Genomic DNA, 21,143 nt, shown 5'->3' on the forward strand with positions numbered 1-21,143 from the left:
TTTTAAAATAAACCATTGGGATAAGTAGAATGGAACGATTCTTAGTTGCAGACGATAAGTTTGATATTCAGCAGAATTTTCGCCGTGCATTAAAGTGCCAAGAACAGTTGAGCACAGCCAAAGAAGCGGTTAAAGAGGCCAAGGCCAGTCGAGTGTGGATTGTCGCACTGGTTATTCTGGTGTTTGCGATCAGCTCAAAGTTTTTTTTAGGGGCTGCAGCCGCGCTTGCTGCGCATTATCTCTACCGAGTTATCCGGGCTTGGTACGCCGTTAGCCGCTCTGAAGAAGCGTTGGAAGAAAGTGAGCGTTGGTTCAGCTCTAAAGGGCTTAAGCTTGAAGGTCGCGTTCTCTACTTCAATGAGGACAGCTTGCTAGAGCGCCCACTTGACCCCTTCAATGACGAGCAGTATCGTTAATATCTAAACAAAAAGGCCGCAGTTGCGGCCTTTTTGTTTATGAAGGGGTGTATGTGATTCAAGGCGAGATCAGCATAGGACAGGGTTGGTGGTGGACACAGTTGCGTCCATTGTGCTTGCTCCGATAGAGGGCTTGATCCGCACTGCTGATTAAGTTCGACTTAAGTTTTTCTACGTCACGATAGTATTGCGGGTGTTTTGGATCGCAAACCGTTAATCCAATAGAGCAGGTAACCTGTATCGACTCGCCTTCTTGTCCATAAAAGGGTGTTTCGCTGATGGTTCTGCGCAGTTCCTCTGCTAGTCTTAATCCTGTATCCAGTGAGCAACTTGGCAGCAGCAGCGCAAACTCCTCTCCACCGTAGCGTGCAACACAGTCAAGAATTCGTCGTTTTTCTTTTAGCAAGTGTGCGACGGCTCGAAGCACTTGATCGCCACTTAAGTGACCAAAACGGTCGTTAATGGATTTGAAATGATCGATGTCGAGCATCATGCATACAAAAGGCTCGTTTGAGCGTTGGCAGCGATTGATTTCACGGCTTAAGTGCTCATTGAAGCTGCGACGGTTAGCAGTGGTTGTCAGAGAGTCAATGCTGCTTAAACGGACAAGCGTTTCTCGGCTAATGCAAATTTCCACGCAAGTTGATAAGACGGATGCAAGGTACATGACATAGTCGTAGCTTAAAAACTGGCTATACCGCAGCTGGTCGTGGCTGCCTAGATTTAATGAGCCGATTAAGCAGTTATCTTGGATTAGGGGCAACAACACACAGGATTGAATGGTGACGGTGTGAGGAAAGCAAAACGTTCGAATGGTTTCGCTGGGTTCGCCACAAAAGTAGGTTAAGTCTGGAAACAACTCATTGAGTGGCCCTTGTGATTTAAGCAAATGGAGCTCGGACTCTGTTGAGTTGACTTCATAGCCCTGCAGCAGATCTCGAACAATATCTTCAGGATCAAGTAACATGAGAGTTAAGCTTGATAACTTAAAATCTCGCCTAAAATCATTTAATAAATAGCTTACGAGCTCAGCTAGGGTAGTGGATGACATGAGCTTGAGTTTTGCTTCAAAGAAAGAGTGTAAGAGTTGGTCATTGTGATAGGCTTTTTGCCGCATAATCGTCAGCATGCGACGTAACTCTTTGTTTTCTTCCTCAAGAGAAATAGCGCGACTCATCCAGATATCCTTAGTTGGCTGTCCTGAATAGAATGTAAGGGTCTACAATCTGTATTAACGGTATCAACGTACATATTCACACTAAAGTTTAGCTGCGCCTAGTGTATACAAAAACGAATAAGGAGAGAATCACATGAACCTACTCTTAACAGGTGGTACGGGATTTATTGGGCGTGCTTTGGTGAAAGCGCTGATTGATCGGGGCGATCATGTCATAGTGCTGTCAAGAAGGCCTCATGAGTCAGTGAAAGGTGTTCAATATGTGCAGCGTTTAACAGACATTCCAATGGATCAAACATTGGATGCAGTTATTAACTTAGCAGGTGAGCCAATCCTTGATCAGCGCTGGAGCGCTTCTCATAAGCAGCTTTTGAGAGAGAGCCGTATTAAGACCACTGCGTCATTGGTTGAATGGTTAAGGGGATTAGAACGGAAGCCGGAGGTCCTAGTGAGTGGTTCAGCCATTGGCTTCTATGGCAGCCAAGAAGATGTGTTGATTTCTGAAGATAGCGCTGTTGTCAAAGGGTTTACACATCAGTTATGTGCGGATTGGGAGGCTGAAGCACTGGCTGCAGAGAGCTTGGGAATCAGAGTCTGTTTAGCGAGGACTGGAGTGGTTATAGGCCCCAATGGCGGTGCTCTAGCGAAGATGATTTTGCCATTTAAGTTGGGTCTAGGCGGACCTGTTGCAACAGGCAAGCAATGGATGTCCTGGATTCATTTGCAAGATGAGGTGAAGGCATTGCTGTATCTTGTCGATCATTGTGAGGTTCGAGGAGCGTTCAATCTGACAGCTCCAAATCCTGTCACAAATAACGTATTTTCTAAAACGCTTGCCCAAGCACTACATCGGCCCGCTCTCTTTAGAGTGCCGGAGTTTACACTGGCCGTGATGTTGGGTGAAGGGCGCGAGCTGCTTGTGAAAGGGCAGAGAGTGGTTCCTACACGTTTAACAAGCCTCGGATTTGTCTTTGACTATCCCGATTTGCAAGGTGCAATTAAGGCGTCTCTTTAAACAGGGCGCTTTAGGGTAATGCGTCGATTTAAATGTTGACTCCAGCGTTGATACAGAGTGTAGGCAAGTACAGACAGTAGCATTAAGGTTGCGGTTATTAATCCTAAACGTTGACTATTGAAGTCTCGATCTTCTTCTATGTTTGTCTTTCCGGAAGAGGTAGATGTATCGACATTGCTCCCTGTAGAGGTGACGAACTCGGAGCCAATAGTAATTTCACCGTGAGGCCTGCTCGTGATTCGTGCTTGATCCGACAGCGTATCCCACCAGTGTATCTCAGCCCCAGGGTGTGGGTAAGTGCCTTCTTGTTCTGGTGTCAGCAACCATAGTTCTTGTAGGACACTCGTAACGCCTTGGCTGGATAAATGCTCGTTAGACTCGCGTCCAACGAGTGTGTAATGAGGGTAGGGATCAGCAAGCAACAAGGTATCGGGTAAATGATCGGATGTGAGTCCGACGGCTGTCAATGTCAGACTGCGTAAAAGTCTGGGCTCCTCACCTAAGGGAAGGCTTCCTAGCGTGTCACTTAAAAACACATTCTCTGAAGGTAGCCAATGACCATCATGGGTATCATGCACCTGAGGTAATACTTCAACCTCTAGATCATCCGCGAGAAGCTCATCCAATAAAAAACGATTTCCTTCAGGTAATCGTAATGCTGGTCCTTCAATGCGGATATAGCCTTCTTCATTAGGGAAAAGAGCGAAGCTGAACTCGGTCACTAAGTAGGGTTCACGATTGACCTCAGCCGTACGTGTGCTCGGAGCCTGCAAACGAATAACGCGTCCTGATTCAATGTAGGGTGGCACAAACTCCGTGTCGTCAGGTAAGGGCTGTCGATGAAATAACGTGACATCCATAATCAGCTGCGCATTTTTATAGACGATTAAGCGATCTAATCTCGCCTCAATGACTAAATCATTGAACTGAGCTGTAGACGAAATGGGAGCTCGTTCACGACCTGGGGCGATTGAAAGCTGAATAGGCTCAGACGTGAAGTTTTGCAGTCTCAAAGGCGGAAGTATAACGGAGCCTGTTGTTTTGGCACTAATAGGGATTTGCCAACGTGTTCGGGACTGTCGCTGTCCTGCTGTATGGGTGGTGACCAGTGAGCGTTGAATAGCACCCAGTCGAAAATCTTGCTGCAAGGGAGATAGATCGGGTGGTAATTGGAAGTCACCATTGGCCTCAATCGTCAACAGAGCACGGTCATCCAAGGTCAAGCTTTGGCGATCAATATTGACTTGAAGCTCTGCCGCTGCAGACGCTGAAAAAAAACAACAAATAAAAAAAACAGTGATAAAGGCTTGCTTAAGCTTAGTGTTCATATAATCTTATTTTTAAGTCTATAGGATTATTATCAAGTAAGGCATGCCACTCTGCAATGAGTAAATTGTCTTAGGCGGTTTAATCTAGTCTTAATATAATCAAAAAGAGAGTTTTTATGCCCCGTCAAGCTGTGGAAAGTAAATCTGAAATTCTCGCGAACTTAAAGCGAGAGGTTACAAATCGTTTAGCTGAAAGTAAGTCAGCGGCGTTGCTCCGGTTTATGGATCGTTTTTTCATGACCACTCCGGAGTTAGATCTGCAAAAATGGAGAGCAGATGACCTATTAGGTTCAGTGCTTTCGGTTTGGGAGTTTTTCCAGCACAGCCAGCTTGCCGGCCCAAAAGTTAAGGTTTTCAACCCTGATTATGAGCAACATGGTTGGCAGTCAACGCATACGGTTGTCATGGTGTTAGTGCCAGACATGTCGTTTATTGTTGATTCTCTGCGTTTGGAACTAAACCGACAGAATGTCGCGACGCATGCCATTACCAATGCTGTTATTCGTGTTTCTCGAGACGATCAAGGTCATTTTTTAGAAATGTCCGATAAAAGTGAATCACGTGAGTCCATTGTTTGTATTGAAATCGATCGGCACACCGATAAAGAACGGCTTGAGAACATTCGGCAGGGACTTCTGGCCGTTTTGCATGATGTAAAAGCCGTCGTTAATGATTTCGACGCCATGCTCTCGGCGCTAAAAAATCAAATGGCGCATTATGAGCAGCAAGGGCAGCTTCATGGCCGTCCCGAAATTAAAGAAGCGTCTGCATTTTTGGTTTGGTTGGAAAAGAATTTTACATTTCTTGGGTATGAAGAGTTTGAGCGTGTTGAAAAAGAGACAGGCGCTCATTTTGAGATTAAGCCTGCGTCCGGTTTAGGTTTATTGCGTGATTGTGATACAGATTGTCGATCAGAACTGTTGGAGGTAACACTGCAGCGTGCCCCCCATGTTTTATTGCCGGATTTAATCAGCTTTTCGAAAGCGTCTGTCAAGTCACGTGTGCACCGTCCGGCCTACCCTGACTACATTAGTTTTAGACGGTTTGATGATCAAGGGGAGGTGTGTGGAGAGGTTCGGTTTTTAGGTCTTTATACTTCATCCGTATACACCCATTCACCCAGTGTGATTCCCGTTGTCCGTGACAAGATCAAAGCCGTGATGGATGGTGCTGGTTTTTATCCAAATGGGCATGATTGGAAAGAACTCTTGCAGGTCATGGAAACCTTTCCGCGCGATGATTTGTTTCAGACACAAATCGATGATCTAAGTAAGATTGCGTTGGGCATCTTACAAATTCGTGAACGTCGCCAAATACGTCTATTCTTACGCCGAGATTATCAAGGTCAGTACTTTTCGGCATTGGTGTACGTGCCGCGTGATATCTATAGCACAGAGTTCCGTCTTAAAGCTGAAAATATCTTAAAAGCAGAGCTAGGTTGTGATCTAGCGGAATTTAATACCTATTTCTCTGAGTCAATCCTAGCGCGTACTCAGTTTAACCTTCGTTGTTCCAAGGGTGAGCCCGTTGCGGATGTGTTTGATGTGCGTGAGATCGAGTACAAAATCCGAGTTGCCGCACGTAGTTGGGATGAAGATCTGTATGACGCCTTGATCGAGTCCATGGGCGAGGAGCAGGGAATTCATGCCTTCAATCATTATGGCCGCGGATTCTCGGCAGGTTATCGGTCAGATTTTTCGGCCCGCTCAGCCGTGATTGATATTCAGCACATGAAAGAATTGTCTACCACTTCGCCGATTGCACTCAGCTTTTATCGTGCTTTCGACCGCGAAGAAGATGAGATCAACTTCAAGCTTTTTCATTTTGGTCATTCTTTGCCTTTATCGGATGTTTTGCCAACACTGGAAAATTTGGGCCTGCGCGTCATTGATGAACATCCCTATCAAATTGAAGACAGTCAGGATAACTGCATCTGGATCCATGATTTTAACCTACGTTTTTCAGGTAAGCAGCATGCTTCAATTGAAGAGTTGCAAACCATTTTCACTGATGCGTTTCTCAGTATTTGGCAAGGGGTGAGTAGCAGTGATGACTTCAACCGCTTGGTTCTTGGTGCAGGGCTAAGCTGGCGGGAAGTGTCTGTTTTACGTGCCTACGCATCTTACATGAAACAAATTCGTTTTCCGATTAGTACTGAAGCGGTGAGTCTTGCATTAAACAATCATGTACCCATTGCTCGCGATCTGATTCAGATGTTCAACGCTCGCTTTCATCCGCAGCAATCGAATTTGGATCTTGCCGGCAAAATTGAAGAGCGTGTATTGACCGCTTTAGATGATGTGAGCAGCTTGAATGAGGATCAGGTTATTCGGCAATACCTTGCATTGATCAATGCAACGTTACGAACCAACTATTTTCAAATGTGCAAAGGACAGTCTAAAGGGTATCTATCCTTCAAACTATCACCGGCACAGGTTCCGTTTGTACCGCAGCCGTATCCTATGTTTGAGATATTTGTCTTTTCACCTAGGGTTGAGGGCGTGCACTTGCGGGGTGGTAAAGTGGCACGCGGTGGCCTGCGCTGGTCTGATCGAAATGAAGACTTTAGAACGGAAGTCTTGGGTCTAGTAAAGGCGCAGCAAGTTAAAAATGCGGTGATAGTGCCTGTTGGAGCGAAAGGAGGATTTGTCGCTAAGCGTCTTAACAGTCGGATGACAAGGGACGAGTGGCTTGAAGAAGGGATTGTCTGCTATAAAATTTTTATTAGTGCGTTGCTCGATATTACTGACAACGTAATTGATAACGAAGTTGTACCGCCTAAAGAAGTGGTGAGGCATGATGAAGACGACACCTATCTTGTCGTAGCCGCGGATAAGGGAACCGCGACGTTTTCAGATATTGCCAACGGTATTGCTGAGTCGTACCAGTTCTGGTTAGGTGATGCGTTCGCATCCGGTGGTAGTCAAGGGTATGACCATAAGAAAATGGGTATTACGGCTCGTGGTGCCTGGGTGTCGGTTGAACGTCATTTCCGCGAAATTGGAATTAATACGCGCTATCAGCTTTACGGTCATAGGCATAGGTGACATGTCCGGGGATGTATTTGGTAATGGACTATTGCTGTCTGATCAAATTAAGTTGGTCGCTGCCTTTAACCATATGCATATTTTCATCGATCCAAATCCGGATCCACAAGCAAGCTTTGCAGAGCGCAAGCGTTTATTTGAGCTGCCAAGGTCAGGATGGATGGACTACCAGTCATCTCTGATCTCTAAGGGAGGAGGTGTTTTTGAGCGGTCTGCAAAATCCATTACTTTAACACCTGAGATCCAAGCGCTCACGGGGCTGAGCCAAACCCGTATTACGCCAACTGAATTGATTTCTGCGTTATTAAAGTCTGAAATCGATTTGCTGTGGAACGGTGGTATTGGGACGTATGTGAAAGCCAGCACCGAGACGCATGCAGATGTCGGCGATAAAACCAATGATGCGTTGCGTGTCGATGGTAATGAATTGCGCTGCAAGGTTGTTGGCGAGGGGGGGAATTTGGGGATGACACAGTTAGGGCGAATGGAATTTGCTCGCAATGGTGGTCGTTTAAACACCGACTTCATTGATAACGCAGGAGGAGTTGATTGTTCAGACCACGAGGTCAATATCAAAATTCTGTTGAATGGTTTAGTTGCGGCAGGGGATTTAACCCTTAAGCAACGCAATCAGTTGTTGCTGGAAATGACCGATGAGGTCGCTGGGCTGGTTCTGAAAAACAATTATCGTCAGGTTCAAGCCATCACCTTAGCTGAGCGTCGGTCTTTGAAAGCAATGGCCGAGTATCAGCGCTTCATTAATAAGTTGGAGTCTGAGGGTAAACTTAATCGAAAGCTCGAGTTTATCCCGACTGAAGATCAACTTGAAGAGCGTCGAGTCAGCGGTTTGGGGTTAACTCGTCCGGAGCTGTCCGTACTTGTCTCGTATAGTAAAGCCGACTTGAAAGCCGAGTTGCTTAAGACAGATGTTCCAGATGATGCATACCTTGCACGTGAATTGGTCACCGCTTTTCCTAATAAAATGGTAAAAATTTACAATGAGCCTTTAAAGCAGCATAAGCTTTGCAGGGAAATCGTGGCGACTCAAATTGCCAATGAAATTGTTAACTTGATGGGGGTTAACTTTGTTGACCGCTTGGTTACAACAACGGGGACGGATACGAGTACGGTTGTACGTGCCTATGTGTTGGTTCGAGATGCCTTTGATTTGCCAAATCTCTGGAAGCAAATTGAGTTTTTAGACTATGAAGTTGATGCCCAAATTCAGCTTGAAATGATGGAGCGCCTTCAATATTTGGTGCGTCATGCTGCACGCTGGTTTGTGCGCAATCGCAGAGGTGGCATTGACTGTGCGTCTGAAACCGAATATTTTGCAGACTCAATACGGAGTATCAGCCTGACCCTTGGAAATCTACTCTGTGGTGAGCCTAGAACTGAATGGGAGGATGCCTACCAGCGTTACACAAATGCGGGTGTGCCTTCTGAGCTTGCTAAAGTTGTTGCCGGTTCTGGAGTGTTATTCACAGCGCTGGGTATTATTGAAGTGACACGTGAGCACGAAGTGCCGTTGACGCGTGCGGCTCAAGCGTTCTTCAGTTTGGGTGAGCGATTAGAATTGCATTGGTTTGCGGGTCAGTTAAATGATCTGCATGTCGATAGTTATTGGCAAGCATTGGCAAGAGACTCATTCCGAGACGATCTTGAGTGGCAGCAGCGAGCATTGACTGCAACTGTGTTGCAGGTAGATGCTGAGGCAAGTGATGTTGCACTTGATGCTTGGATAGCCTTGAACAAAACGCATTTAGAGCGTTGGGATAAGGTGCTTTCCGATCTTAAATTGGCTAAGACGCAAGACTATGCAATGTATACGGTTGCTGTGCGTGAGTTGTTTGATCTTGCGCGAACCTGTAAATCATCTTAATTAGTGGGTGGTTATTCTTCAAACTGCCTGCGCTTGTTTGGCAGTTTGAATGAAATACGCAGTGTTAGATGTCAAAATTACTCGAAATGAGTTTCTGAAATACTACAAAGGCGTGGCCTCCCGTGTCTCCGTGCGGGCGCGGGATGGTCGACGTTTTCACCTACCTGCTTCAGTCTTTACGCGCTTTTTATCTCACCATGGTGTAAATGGCAGTTTTATTATTTATTTTTCGGAAGAGGGAAAGCTGATTCAGATTGATAGGATGTCAAACGGATGACTGTCATTCGATCCTTGCAAAGATTATAATGGACGAAATTGTATATAAACTCTGGGATTGCGATGTTATACACACTTGCACGATCACTGATGTTTAAGCTGGATGCTGAGACTTCTCATAACCTTGCCCTTGGTGGAATGAATCTGCTTTCTGGTGTTGGACTCGAGCAGTTAATAGGCTCAAAGCCTATGCATTTACCTGTGGAGGTCATGGGGTTACGTTTTCCTAATCCGGTTGGCTTGGCTGCGGGTCTTGATAAAAATGCCAGTGCTGTTGATGGTTTGGCTGCGATGGGATTTGGCTTTATTGAAGTCGGCACTGTCACGCCTAAGCCTCAGTCAGGTAATCCCAAGCCGAGACTCTTCCGCTTAGAGGATCGACAGGCCATTATTAATCGAATGGGATTTAATAATGATGGTGTTGATCAGCTTCTTAAGAACCTCGAGAACTGTCGTTACGATGGTATTTTGGGCATTAATATTGGGAAAAATAAAGATACACCGAATGCGCAAGCAAACGATGACTATCTCTATTGCATGCGCAAGGTATACTCTCGTGCTAGCTATATCACCATTAATATTTCTTCTCCGAACACACCTGGACTGCGGACGCTTCAATTCGGTGAGTCATTGAACAGCTTGTTGGATTGCATGAAAACCGAGCAGTCAAAACTGAGTAAGGTTCATGGGCGTTATGTGCCTATAGCACTCAAGATTGCACCGGATATGGGGCCTGAAGAGTTTGAGTTGGTGGCAGCCTCCCTTAAGGCCTATGAAATGGATGCGGTGATTGCAACGAATACCACCCTCTCTAGAGACGGTGTGGAAGGGTGTCAGTGGGCGGAAGAGGCTGGCGGTCTCAGTGGTGCGCCTGTTCGAAATCGCTCTACAGCTGCAATTATGGCGTTGTCTAAGCACTTGAAAGGCAGTGTCCCCATTATTGGGGTGGGCGGTATTACTGAAGGTTTTGATGCGGCAGAAAAAATTCAAGCGGGTGCGAGTTTGGTGCAGATCTACACAGGATTTATCTACCAGGGGCCCAGCCTTATTCGAGACTCTGTTAAAGCAATTGCAGAAATACGTTGATCTTTGACTCCGGAAAGTCCTAAGAAAAGGCTATCCGGAGCATCTTGTTAAGTGATAATAATAGAAAGTTTAAGCAAGTGACGGGTTTATCTGTATTGCAGAAACGCCAGACATGCCGTTCCAATGTGCTTCGCGTCCTTCACGCCATCCTGTCATCCAACAACTTCGCATATCCGCGTTGTTAACTGGGCATTCCTCGCGTGATTTTCCGCTGATGCCAGCATTAAAACCACGGTTGTACAGAGTGGAGCTGCGGTCACGTTTCTGTTTTCTCATAGTACGCCTCTCATGTTTCTATTTATCATAGCGCGAAGGCTAATTGCACTTCGCGAGTGGCCGTGAGTTCACTATACTCACACCTTCATTAATAACGTAAATAAAAATCTTTTGCGATTGAAATTTGCTATGGTTGTTAAAGGTGCTGATAGTAAGTTTGTGTGTGCAGTTGCAAAAATATGAATATAATCAACTGATTGAGTAGATATTTCAAACATGTGTTTATGGATGAAAATTTTTCAGTTAGTCATTAAAGTTAAACAAATAAATGTTGAGGTGCGAACTAAACATGCCAATTCAGAATGATGCGATGGGTATATCCTATTTTGTAACCTGTCCAAAAGGGTTGGAGGCGCTTCTTCTAGACGAAATTAACGCACTCGGTGCCATATCAGCTAAACAAACGGTAGCGGGCGTTGCGTGTGAGGGCGATAAAACTCTAGGGTATCGATTGTGTTTAGAGTCTCGTTTAGCGAGTCGAGTATTATTGCGCTTAGCTGAGGCTCCTGCAGCAACGCCTGACGCGTTGTATGACCTAGTGCAGTCCATCGACTGGCTTGAGCTGATGCGTCCTTCAGGGACCCTCAGTGTTGATTTTAACGGCCGTAGTGACGCCATCAATAACACTCACTTTGGGGCTTTAAAGGTTAAAGACGCTATTGTTGACCAAATACGCGGTGCAACAGGTCAGCGCCCCTCTATTGAAAAGCAGCAGCCGGATATACGTGTCAATGTTCATCTAGCGAAAGGGCAAGCGACAGTTTCGCTTGATATGTCGGGTGAGAGTTTGCATCGAAGAGGCTATCGCCAGCAAGCAGGTGAAGCGCCAATGAAAGAAAATTTGGCCGCCGCTGTCTTACTGAGAGCTGGGTGGAATAAAGACGTGTTTGATGCGGTGTTAGATCCTATGTGCGGATCTGGCACCTTGCTGATCGAAGCGGCAATGATTGCAGCGAATATTGCCCCTGGCTTGTATCGACACCAATTTGGCTTCACCCATTGGTTAACGCATGACCGTGGGTTGTGGAAGGAGTTGTGCGATGAAGCGCATGCGAAAGCAGAAGCTGGAAAAGTCGCCCTTACCGCACAATTCTATGGCTTTGATCAAGATGAGAAGGTCTTACATAAAGCGAAAGAAAACATACGTCGGGCTGGTTTAAGTGCGTTTATTCGCGTTGAGTTGTCCGAATTAAGTGGACTTCAGTGTCCCCAGGATATTGAGAAGGGCTTATTGGTTACCAATCCGCCTTATGGTGAGCGGTTGGGCGAAACCGAAAACCTGATGTACCTATACCAATTGCTGGGACAGCAGTTACGAAGCCAATTTGAGGGGTGGCGAGCGGCGGTCTTTACATCAAATCCTGACCTATGCAAGGTCATGAAACTGAAGGCGCAGCGCTCCTACCAGTTGTTTAATGGTGCCTTAGAGAGCCGATTGTTTTTATATGAAGTCTTTGCGCAAGAGGATCGAGTTCAAGATGAAGCGAAAACGCTTGAGCTGACGGAGTCTGCGCAAATGGTCGCGAATCGAATTCAAAAAAATCAAAAAAACTTAGGGAAATGGATTAAAAAAGAAGGGATTGAGTGTTATCGCGTTTATGATGCGGATATTCCAGAATATGCTGTGGCTGTCGACTGCTACGGTGACGAAGTGATTGTTCAGGAGTATCAGGCGCCTTCGTCAGTTGATCCTGTAAAAGCGTTTAGCCGCTTTAATGAAGCGGTTGCAGCGGTGGCTCAGGTGATGAACAAAAAGCCACAACAAATTGTCGTTAAGCGTCGTAAGCGCCAGCAGGGAACGGAGCAGTATGAGCGTCATGATACCACCGACCATTTTTTTGTGGTAACGGAGCTAGGTTGTAAGCTGTGGGTGAATCTTCATGATTACCTTGATACGGGGTTGTTTTTGGATCATCGGCCAGTGCGCCGCAAGATTCAGTCGATTGCTCAAGGTAAAAATGTTCTTAATTTATTTTCATACACGGCGACAGCTAGCTTGCATGCAGCGGTGGGCGGTGCTAGTAGAACAACGAGTGTTGATATGTCGTCCACATACCTTGATTGGGCGCGTCGCAATTTTGCCTTGAATGGATTGGATAATTCGAACCATCATTTTGTGCGAGAGGATTGTTTCAAATGGTTGGAGCGTCAGTCATCTGCGCAATATGATTTGATTTTTATGGATCCACCAACTTTTTCGAATTCAAAACGAATGGAAGGGGTGTTGGATGTTCAGCGAGATCATGTTCGGTTGATTCACTTGGCGATGGGCTTGCTTAAAAAAGAGGGTTTGTTGATTTTTTCCAATAATTATCGTCGTTTCAAGTTAGACAGCGATGCGCTTCACGCCTATGAAGTGAAAGATGTGACAGCAAGCACGATTGATCCTGATTTTAAGCGCAATGCAAAAATACATTGCTGTTTTGAAATCAAGCATAGTCAGGTATAAAGAGTCAGGGTGGATAACCCTCCTAAGACTCACCTTTGGTGAGGTTAGGAGGGCTTTAAGACCTAAGGCTTAATTATGCAGAAGGGTAGTCACGCTTTTTAGCGCCTGTGTAAAGCTGGCGTGGGCGACCAATACGGTTGGGGCTTGAATGGAACTCGTTCCAATGGGAAATCCAGCCAATGGTGCGAGACAGTGCAAATATCACCGTGAACATGCTTGTTGGAATGCCGATTGCTTTCAGAATGATACCTGAGTAGAAGTCGACGTTTGGATAGAGTTTTCTCTCAACAAAGTACGGATCTTCTAGTGCAATTTCTTCAAGGCGAGTTGCGATTTTTAATAATGGATCGTTCTCGATTCCGAGCTCACCTAAGACCTCATCGCAGGTTTTCTTCATGACTTTTGCGCGCGGATCAAAGTTGCGATAGACGCGATGTCCGAAGCCCATCAAGCGGAAAGAGTCTTCAGGGTCTTTTGCGCGTTGAATAAACTCTGGGATATTGGCTTCGTCGCCGATTTCTTCCAGCATGGTCAGTACTGCTTCGTTTGCACCACCATGTGCAGGTCCCCATAAAGCCGCAATGCCAGCAGCAATACATGCAAATGGATTGGCGCCTGATGAGCCCGCCAAACGAACGGTAGATGTTGATGCGTTTTGTTCATGATCAGCATGCAGTGTGAAAATTCGATCCATTGCGCGAACAAGGATTGGGTTGGCAACGTAATCTGCACAGGGCGTTGAGAACATCATACGCAAAAAGTTTTCAGCATAGGTGTTGTCATTGCGTGGATGCATGAATGGCTGGCCAATTGAATACTTATAACACATGGCCGCCAACGTGGGCATTTTTGCAATCAAACGATACGCACAAACTTCGCGGTGATGCGCATTGTTGATGTCCAGTGAGTCATGGTAGAAGGCAGATAGAGCGCCGACAACACCACACATGATCGCCATCGGGTGCGCATCGCGGCGGAAACCTTTAAAGAAGGCGCTTAGTTGCTCGTGCACCATTGTGTGATTGGAAATGGTGTTGTTGAAAACAGCTTTTTGTTGTTCGGTTGGGAGTTCACCGTTTAGTAATAAGTAGCAAACTTCCAAGTAATCAGACTTTTCAGCGAGTTGCTCGATTGGGTATCCGCGATGCAGAAGAATGCCCTTGTCGCCATCGATGTAAGTAATTTGTGATTCACAGGCCGCAGTCGACACGAAGCCAGGGTCATATGTGAATAGGCCTTTGCTAGTCAAAGGACGAACATCAATGACGTCGGGGCCCTCTGTTCCGGAGTAAACGGGTAATTCAATCGTTCCATCCAGACCATCGACCGTCAAACGTGCTTTCTTGTCAGCCATAGTTGGCTCCTATCATTCGGTTTAATTACAACGACTTGTGACCAGTCGCTTGATTACACTGTTGAGAATTGACCTAGTTAAGGACGGTACAACTATAAAGTTTGTCACGCGATTGTCAATTAAACCTAAAGGCGAATATTGCGCCGCAACATCAAAAAATTCGAACAGAGGTGATCAACTCGTAAGAAATGGCCTTATAATACGTGGGTTCGAAGAAAGGCATGCTCTGCAAGCCACGGTTTATGCTTAGACCATTGTTGTACATGCGTGATATCGCGTTGTATTCAAGGGTTGAAGTGACTATACTCCGTGGCCTGAGTTGACATTGTACTTATGTGTGCAATGCCACAAATGTGCAATGCCAGTTCGGCATCCCGAGCTACTGCTTCTGAGCACTTCCAAACAACCAAGTCCTGCAAAGGGACCCAAAAGTGTGAACTAGAGCCGTGAACAAAAAAAGACCTGTAAACTTAGATCTTCAAACGATTAAATTGCCGATTACGGCGATCACATCCATTCTGCACCGCGTAACAGGTGTAGCGTTGTTCTTCGGCGCTATATTTGCAGTGTATCTACTTGGGCTATCGCTCGAGTCTGAGGCTGGCTTTGCCGCTGCCTCTGACTTAATGAACAATAGCTTCTTGGCGAAATTGATAGCGTGGGGACTTGTGTCTGCCTTGCTTTACCACTTCGTAGCAGGAGTCAAGCATCTAGTCATGGACTTGGGTCACTGTGAAGAATTGGAAAGTGGCAAACAGGCCGCTAAAGTTACGTTGATCGTAGCTGGCGTATTAGTCCTTCTTGCAGGAGTGTGGATATGGTAACTAGCATTACGAGTTTTGGCCGTAGTGGTCTTTATGACTGGATGATGCAGCGCGTAACCGCTGTTGTCCTTATGGCATATACGATCTTTATGATCGGGTATCTTCTTTTTAACCCAAGTCTGGATTATGCACAGTGGAGCGGTCTGTTCTCAGGCACGGCTATGCGTATCTTTACGTTGTTAGCAATCTTGTCTATGGCGGCTCACGCTTGGATAGGCCTGTGGTCAGTTTCAACTGACTACATCAAGATTACTAGCCTTCGGTTTGTTTTTCAGTCCGTATGTGGCCTGCTCGCGTTTATTTACGTTGTGTGGGGCATTCAGATTCTGTGGGGTGCTTAAGAGATGTCTAATCTTCGTACATTAAGTTTCGACGCGATTGTTGTCGGAGGTGGTGGTGCTGGTATGCGTGCTGCTTTGCAGTTGGCGCAATCAGGTCTTAAAACCGCATGCGTGACAAAAGTGTTTCCAACACGCTCTCATACGGTATCAGCGCAAGGTGGTATTACCTGTGCAATTGCAAGTGCGGACCCTAATGATGATTGGCGCTGGCACATGTACGATACCGTCAAGGGATCTGATTACATCGGAGATCAAGACGCTATCGAATATATGTGCTCTGTCGGACCGCAAGCTGTATTCGAATTGGACCACATGGGATTGCCTTTCTCACGTACAGAGACAGGTCGCATTTATCAGCGTCCATTTGGTGGTCAGTCTAAAAACTTTGGTGAGGGCGGCCAAGCGGCTCGTACCTGTGCAGCGGCTGACCGTACTGGGCATGCGTTATTGCATACGTTGTATCAGGCGAACATGAAAGCGGGCACCACCTTTTTGAATGAGTGGTATGCCGTTGATTTGGTCAAAAATGCAGACGGTGCCGTCGTCGGAACGATTGCAATTTGCATTGAAACCGGTGAAACCGTTTACATCAAGTGTAAAGCAACAGTGTTGGCAACTGGTGGCGCAGGCCGTATTTACGCGTCAACCACTAACGCATTGATAAACACAGGTGACGGCATAGGTATGGCGTTGCGCATCGGTGTTCCTGCTCAGGACATGGAAATGTGGCAGTTCCATCCAACCGGTATTGCCGGTGCGGGTACTCTGGTAACAGAGGGTTGTCGTGGAGAAGGTGGTTACCTGATCAATAAAGACGGCGAACGCTTCATGGAGCGCTATGCACCGAATGCGAAAGATCTGGCGGGTCGTGATGTAGTTGCCCGTTCAATGATCCTAGAGATTCTTGAAGGGCGTGGTTGTGGACCTGATGGTGATCACGTGTTGCTTAAGCTAGATCACTTGGGTGAAGAAGTACTTCATTCTCGTCTGCCAGGTATCTGTGAACTTTCTAAGACCTTTGCGGCTGTCGACCCAGTTAAAGAGCCTATCCCCGTTGTGCCAACCTGCCATTATATGATGGGTGGATTGCCAACTAACATCGGTGGTCAAGTATTAGCGCCTGATGCTGAGGGTGTTGATCACTTGGTGCCGGGTCTGTTTGCTTGTGGTGAAGCGGCGTGTGTGTCTGTGCATGGTGCAAACCGTCTGGGTGGTAACTCACTGCTTGACTTGGTTGTCTTTGGTCGTGCAGCGGGCATGCACATTGAAGAGCAAATGCGTGAAGGCTACGAAGTTAAAGACGCCACAGATGCTGACGTCGAAGCGGCAATGGCACGTCTCAATCGTTTGAATAATTCAACGTCAGGTGAGCGTGTTGCTGATGTCAGAAAAGAACTACAAAGTACAATGCAATTGTATTTTGGTGTGTTCCGTGACGGTCCTAGCATGGAAAAAGGTTTGGGCTTATTAAAAGATATTCGTAAGAAAGTCGAAAACCTGTATCTAGAAGATAAGAGCCAAGCGTTCAACACGTCACGTATCGAAGCACTTGAGTTGGAAAACTTACTTGAAGTGGCGGAAGCGACAGCGATTGCAGCTGTTGAGCGTAAAGAATCACGTGGTGCACATGCTCGTAATGACTTCACTGAGCGTGACGATGAAAATTGGTTGTGCCATTCGGTCTATTTCCCGGTAGAAAAGCGTATAGGTAAGCGTGCAGTTAACTTTGCACCTAAAACTATGGACGCGTTCCCACCGAAGATTAGAACTTACTAAGGGGTTGTTATAATGCTGGTAAGTGTATATCGCTATAATCCTGAAAAGGACAATGCACCCTATATGCAGGATATCCATATAGATATTCCTGGTGGAAAAGACATCATGGTGTTGGATCTCCTTCAGCTGCTGAAAGAGAAAGACACAACATTAACGTTTAGACGTTCGTGCCGTGAAGGTGTTTGCGGTTCGGATGGTATGAACATGAATGGCAAAAACGGCTTGGCATGTATCACGCCTTTGTCGCAAGTGGTTGAAAAAGATAAGCTGGTATTGCGCCCGCTTCCTGGCTTGCCTGTGATTCGTGACCTCGTCATCGATATGTCGCAGTTTTATCGTCAATATGAGAAGGTTAAGCCTTTCTTGATCAACGATACGCCTGCGCCTGCAATCGAGCGTTTGCAGTCACCTGAAGATCGTGCTGAGTTGGATGGTTTGTACGAGTGTATTCTATGTGCATGTTGTTCAACGGCCTGTCCTTCATTCTGGTGGAATCCAGATAAGTTCATTGGGCCTTCTGGTTTGCTGCAGGCATATCGATTCTTAGCCGATACGCGTGACACCGCTCGTGATCAGCGTTTATCTGAGCTTGATGACCCATTCAGTGTTTTCCGCTGTCATGGTATCATGAACTGTGTGAATGTCTGTCCTAAGGGGTTAAACCCTACCAAGGCGATAGGTAAAATCAGAAATATGCTCTTGCAGCGTGCGACCTGATTAGTACTTTCCCTTAAAACGGCGCTTATGCGCCGTTTTTATTATAATAATATAACAAAATGTTACAATGAGACTCGTTCAGTACCCAAAGGTCTATGTTACGTGGAAGCTTATTTTCTGTAGAATTTCATGTGCATGATCTGTGTTAACCTATGCCTAAACGTCGTAAAATAGCCTGATGTAATTAGGCTGATACAGCGGCTGGCAAACATTACAACAATCGGTAATTAGCAGCGAGGCAGCGTTCTAAACGTTAAGGATATGGTGCAGCCTTATCGAATAGCTTCCTCCAGACTCAGGGTGAAAAAATAATGCAAGACAGCATGATGGAGCTGATGTGGAAGAATGCACACCTATACGGTGGAAATCTTTCATACGTAGAACAACTTTACGAAACATACCTCATGGATCCAAACGCTGTTCCACAAGAGTGGCGCGAAGAATTTGACCGCTTACCTGTAAGTGCTCAAAACATTACGCAGGATATTCCCCACTCTCCGATACGTGATCATTTCTTAGCCATGTCTAAGAATAAGCGTCGCGCTCTGCCCGCAGCTGTTGCGAGCGTCAGTTCTGAACATGAGAAAAAGCAAATTCGTGTATTGCGTATGATTAACGCATACCGAGTTCGCGGGCATCAGGTTGCACAGATTGATCCGCTGAAATTGTTGAAGCGTGAGCCTGTACCTGATTTAGATCTTCGTTTCCACGAACTATCTGAAGCCGATAACGATACACAATTCCAATTGGGTTCGCTGTTTTTTGGCCCTGAAGAAGCGCCACTGCGGTCCATTGTCGAAGATTTGAAAAAGACCTACTGTTCATCCGTAGGTGTTGAGTATATGCACATTGTTGATACTCAGGAAAAACGCTGGATTCAGTCACGTATGGAGCCTGTGCGCTCAAGCCCAGTGCTTGAAGCTGAAACGCGTAAACACATTCTTGAGCGTTTAACGGCAGCAGAAGGGCTTGAAAAGTATTTAGGCTCTCGTTACGCGGGTGCTAAGCGTTTTGGTGTTGAAGGGGGTGAATCTCTCATTCCATGTCTTGATGAACTGATTCAGCGTGCAGGTAAAGAAGGCGCTAAAGAAGTGGTTATCGGCATGGCGCACCGTGGTCGTTTAAACGTACTGGTCAATATCTTTGGTAAAAACCCATCCGATCTTTTCGGCGAATTTGAGGGTAAAAAGACCCTTGAAACATCAGGTGACGTTAAATACCACCAAGGTTTTTCATCCAATGTGATGACGCCAGGTGGAGAAGTTCACCTTGCCATGGCCTTTAACCCTTCCCATTTGGAAATTGTATCGCCAGTGGTTGAAGGATCGGTTCGTGCACGCCAAGATCGTCGTGAAGATGAAGTTGGCAACTCAGTTATTCCGGTTTCTATTCACGGTGATGCTGCATTTGCTGGTCAAGGCGTCGTCATGGAAACCTTCCAGATGTCTCAAACCCGTGCTTATAAAACGGGCGGGACGATCCATCTGGTCATTAACAACCAAGTTGGTTTTACAACGTCTAAAAAAGAAGATGCACGTTCGACTGAATACTGCACAGACGTTGCCAAAATGGTCCAAGCACCGATTTTCCATGTGAACGGTGACGATCCAGAAGCTGTTCGCTTTGTGACTCAGCTTGCACTTGATTACCGTAATGCCTTTAACAAAGATGTGGTTATCGACCTGGTATGTTACCGTCGTCGAGGTCATAACGAAGCCGATGAGCCATCAGGCACTCAGCCTTTAATGTATCAGCAGATTAAGGTTCAGAAAACAACACGTGAGCTTTATGCGCAGCGTTTAGTTGATGAAGGCGTGCTAACGGCTGAAGACTGTAAAGAAATGGAGCAGGCCTACCGTAAAGCCTTAGAAAACGGTGAGCATGTTGCGAACGCACTGGTGCTTGAGCCAAACACTGAATTGTTTGTCGACTGGAAGCCTTACTTAGGCCATCAGTGGTCATTTGAGGCTGACACTCGTGTTGACATTAAACTTCTGCAGGAACTTGGGCAAAAAATGTGTCGCTTCCCAGAAGGGTTTGCAATTCAAAAGCAAGTACAGAAAATTTACGATGACCGTTTGCGCATGGCGGCAGGTGCCATGGAAATCAACTGGGGCTTTGCTGAAACCCTTGCCTACGCAACCTTGTTGGCAGAAGGTCACCCGGTTCGTATTACCGGTCAGGATGTGGGTCGTGGTACCTTCTCGCACCGTCATGCGGCTGTGCATCATCAGAAGGATGCGAGCACCTATGTTCCATTGCAACACTTAGCAGACGACCAGCCTGACTTTGATATTTACGACTCTTACTTGTCAGAAGAGGCTGTCTTGGCGTTTGAGTATGGCTATGCCACGACCATGCCAAATACGATGGTGATCTGGGAAGCTCAGTTCGGTGACTTTGCCAATGGCGCACAAGTTGTTATCGACCAGTTCATTACCAGTGGTGAGCATAAGTGGGGACGTCTGTGTGGTCTAACCATGCTGTTGCCTCATGGCTTTGAAGGTCAAGGACCTGAGCACTCATCTGCACGTCTTGAACGCTTCCTGCAGCTTTGTGCTGAGCACAACATTCAAGTTTGTGTTCCCACGACGCCTTCTCAGATTTTCCATCTATTGCGTCGTCAAATTACGCGTCCTTTAAGAAAACCATTGGTGGTTATGTCGCCGAAGTCTTTGCTTCGTCATAAGCAAGCGACATGTTCACTTGAAGATCTTGCAGAAGGTAGCTTCCAGCCTGTGATTGGTGAGGCCGATAAACTAGATCCAGCAAACGTTAAACGTTTGGTTCTGTGCAGCGGCAAGGTTTATTATGACCTTTACAATCGTCGTGCAGAATTGGCAAAAGAGGATGTGGCAATTGTTCGTATTGAGCAATTATACCCCTTCCCTGAAGAGATCTTAGGTCAGACAATTGCAGAATATACCAACCTTGAGTCGGTGGTTTGGTGTCAAGAAGAGCCAATGAACCAAGGCGCGTGGTACTGCAGTCAGCATCACATGCGTCACGTTTTACAGAAGCATAATCCTTCACTTCATTTGGAAGGTGTGGGTAGACCCCATGCGGCTGCGCCAGCTGTGGGTTACATTTCTGTTCACGTTGAGCAGCAAGAGCAGTTGGTTAACGAAGCGATCAATGGTTAATAACACGTTCTCACAAGAACATCAGTGCAGCATATA

General features: G+C 46.2%; 14 protein-coding genes and 1 pseudogene. 11 read left to right on the forward strand and 4 right to left on the reverse strand.

The genetic code is table 11. From position 1 onward, the window contains the following. Nucleotides 1-29: 29 nt before the first annotated feature. Nucleotides 30-416 carry a hypothetical protein gene (locus D791_RS02110; RefSeq protein WP_036507068.1) on the forward strand — a complete coding sequence of 129 codons (387 nt, stop codon included), beginning with the start codon at nt 30-32 and terminating at the stop codon, nt 414-416. Between the two features lie 58 nt (nt 417-474). Here the strand turns inward: D791_RS02110 and D791_RS02115 are convergent, their stop codons facing one another. After that, nucleotides 475-1,593 (reverse strand): GGDEF domain-containing protein, encoded by a 1,119-nt coding sequence (locus D791_RS02115; protein ID WP_051513977.1) that lies wholly within the window; start codon nt 1,591-1,593, stop codon nt 475-477. A 133-nt stretch (nt 1,594-1,726) separates the two neighbouring features. On the opposite strand from D791_RS02115, the gene D791_RS02120 reads away from it, so the two are divergent. Continuing rightward, entirely contained in the window at nt 1,727-2,608 is an 882-nt protein-coding gene (locus tag D791_RS02120) for a TIGR01777 family oxidoreductase (protein ID WP_036507070.1), read from the forward strand. Here the strand turns inward: D791_RS02120 and D791_RS02125 are convergent. Then, a complete protein-coding gene (locus D791_RS02125) occupies nt 2,605-3,936 on the reverse strand; it encodes a BatD family protein (protein WP_036507073.1) in 1,332 nt (443 codons plus the stop codon). The two genes, D791_RS02120 and D791_RS02125, sit on opposite strands and share 4 nt — an antisense overlap. A gap of 276 nt (nt 3,937-4,212) precedes the next feature. Here D791_RS02125 and D791_RS02130 point away from each other — a divergent pair. The 3 genes and pseudogenes from D791_RS02130 to D791_RS02140 all read left to right on the forward strand — a co-directional run bounded on the left by D791_RS02130 (nt 4,213) and on the right by D791_RS02140 (nt 10,227). Then, nucleotides 4,213-8,865 (forward strand): annotated as a pseudogene (locus D791_RS02130) (NAD-glutamate dehydrogenase domain-containing protein). Nucleotides 8,866-8,914: 49 nt separating this feature from the next. Then, the gene (locus D791_RS02135; RefSeq protein WP_036507081.1) at nt 8,915-9,142 is read left to right on the forward strand and encodes a DUF2835 family protein; all 228 of its coding nucleotides are present in this window, start codon (nt 8,915-8,917) and stop codon (nt 9,140-9,142) included. A gap of 62 nt (nt 9,143-9,204) precedes the next feature. Then, nucleotides 9,205-10,227, forward strand: a complete 1,023-nt coding sequence (locus D791_RS02140) for a quinone-dependent dihydroorotate dehydrogenase (RefSeq protein ID WP_036507083.1) — start codon at nt 9,205-9,207, stop codon at nt 10,225-10,227. 69 nt (nt 10,228-10,296) lie between these two features. Here D791_RS02140 and rmf read toward each other — a convergent pair whose 3' ends face one another. Beyond that, a complete protein-coding gene (gene rmf, locus D791_RS19465; RefSeq protein ID WP_081763680.1) occupies nt 10,297-10,503 on the reverse strand; it encodes a ribosome modulation factor in 207 nt (68 codons plus the stop codon). A 289-nt stretch (nt 10,504-10,792) separates the two neighbouring features. Between rmf and rlmKL the strand changes: the two genes are divergently transcribed. Continuing rightward, nucleotides 10,793-12,952 (forward strand): bifunctional 23S rRNA (guanine(2069)-N(7))-methyltransferase RlmK/23S rRNA (guanine(2445)-N(2))-methyltransferase RlmL, encoded by a 2,160-nt coding sequence (gene rlmKL / locus D791_RS02145; protein ID WP_237748474.1) that lies wholly within the window; start codon nt 10,793-10,795, stop codon nt 12,950-12,952. 73 nt (nt 12,953-13,025) lie between these two features. Here the strand turns inward: rlmKL and gltA are convergent, their stop codons facing one another. After that, complete coding sequence (gene gltA, locus D791_RS02150) at nt 13,026-14,306, reverse strand: citrate synthase (protein WP_036507085.1); 1,281 nt, start codon at nt 14,304-14,306, stop codon at nt 13,026-13,028. Nucleotides 14,307-14,752: 446 nt separating this feature from the next. Here gltA and sdhC point away from each other — a divergent pair, with 446 nt between their 5' ends. The 5 genes from sdhC (at nt 14,753) to D791_RS02175 (ending at nt 21,107) form a co-directional block, all read left to right on the forward strand. Continuing rightward, a complete protein-coding gene (gene sdhC / locus D791_RS02155) occupies nt 14,753-15,130 on the forward strand; it encodes a succinate dehydrogenase, cytochrome b556 subunit (protein WP_036507087.1) in 378 nt (125 codons plus the stop codon). Then, entirely contained in the window at nt 15,124-15,471 is a 348-nt protein-coding gene (gene sdhD / locus D791_RS02160) for a succinate dehydrogenase, hydrophobic membrane anchor protein (RefSeq protein ID WP_036507089.1), read from the forward strand. The genes sdhC and sdhD overlap by 7 nt, the downstream gene beginning before the upstream one ends. A 3-nt stretch (nt 15,472-15,474) precedes the next feature. After that, nucleotides 15,475-17,247: a succinate dehydrogenase flavoprotein subunit gene (sdhA, locus tag D791_RS02165; RefSeq protein WP_036507091.1), complete on the forward strand. Its 1,773-nt coding sequence runs from the start codon at nt 15,475-15,477 to the stop codon at nt 17,245-17,247. Between the two features lie 12 nt (nt 17,248-17,259). Continuing rightward, a complete protein-coding gene (locus D791_RS02170; RefSeq protein WP_036507094.1) occupies nt 17,260-17,964 on the forward strand; it encodes a succinate dehydrogenase iron-sulfur subunit in 705 nt (234 codons plus the stop codon). A 311-nt stretch (nt 17,965-18,275) separates the two neighbouring features. After that, nucleotides 18,276-21,107, forward strand: coding sequence for a 2-oxoglutarate dehydrogenase E1 component (locus D791_RS02175; protein ID WP_081763681.1), 2,832 nt, complete (start codon nt 18,276-18,278; stop codon nt 21,105-21,107). The last annotated feature ends 36 nt before the right edge of the window (nt 21,108-21,143 follow it).

The sequence above is a fragment of the Nitrincola nitratireducens genome, assembly GCF_000585235.1.
GTDB lineage: Bacteria > Pseudomonadota > Gammaproteobacteria > Pseudomonadales > Balneatricaceae > Nitrincola > Nitrincola alkalisediminis.

Coding starts and splice junctions, on each gene's coding strand:
- D791_RS02135 (WP_036507081.1), top strand. CDS start 8,915: ATGAAATACGCAGTGTTAGATGTCAAAATTACTCGAAATGAGTTTCTG.
- D791_RS02115 (WP_051513977.1), bottom strand. CDS start 1,593: ATGAGTCGCGCTATTTCTCTTGAGGAAGAAAACAAAGAGTTACGTCGC.
- rlmKL (WP_237748474.1), top strand. CDS start 10,793: ATGCCAATTCAGAATGATGCGATGGGTATATCCTATTTTGTAACCTGT.
- D791_RS02170 (WP_036507094.1), top strand. CDS start 17,260: ATGCTGGTAAGTGTATATCGCTATAATCCTGAAAAGGACAATGCACCC.
- sdhA (WP_036507091.1), top strand. CDS start 15,475: ATGTCTAATCTTCGTACATTAAGTTTCGACGCGATTGTTGTCGGAGGT.
- D791_RS02140 (WP_036507083.1), top strand. CDS start 9,205: ATGTTATACACACTTGCACGATCACTGATGTTTAAGCTGGATGCTGAG.
- D791_RS02120 (WP_036507070.1), top strand. CDS start 1,727: ATGAACCTACTCTTAACAGGTGGTACGGGATTTATTGGGCGTGCTTTG.
- sdhD (WP_036507089.1), top strand. CDS start 15,124: ATGGTAACTAGCATTACGAGTTTTGGCCGTAGTGGTCTTTATGACTGG.
- D791_RS02175 (WP_081763681.1), top strand. CDS start 18,276: ATGCAAGACAGCATGATGGAGCTGATGTGGAAGAATGCACACCTATAC.
- gltA (WP_036507085.1), bottom strand. CDS start 14,306: ATGGCTGACAAGAAAGCACGTTTGACGGTCGATGGTCTGGATGGAACG.
- rmf (WP_081763680.1), bottom strand. CDS start 10,503: ATGAGAAAACAGAAACGTGACCGCAGCTCCACTCTGTACAACCGTGGT.
- D791_RS02125 (WP_036507073.1), bottom strand. CDS start 3,936: ATGAACACTAAGCTTAAGCAAGCCTTTATCACTGTTTTTTTTATTTGT.
- D791_RS02110 (WP_036507068.1), top strand. CDS start 30: ATGGAACGATTCTTAGTTGCAGACGATAAGTTTGATATTCAGCAGAAT.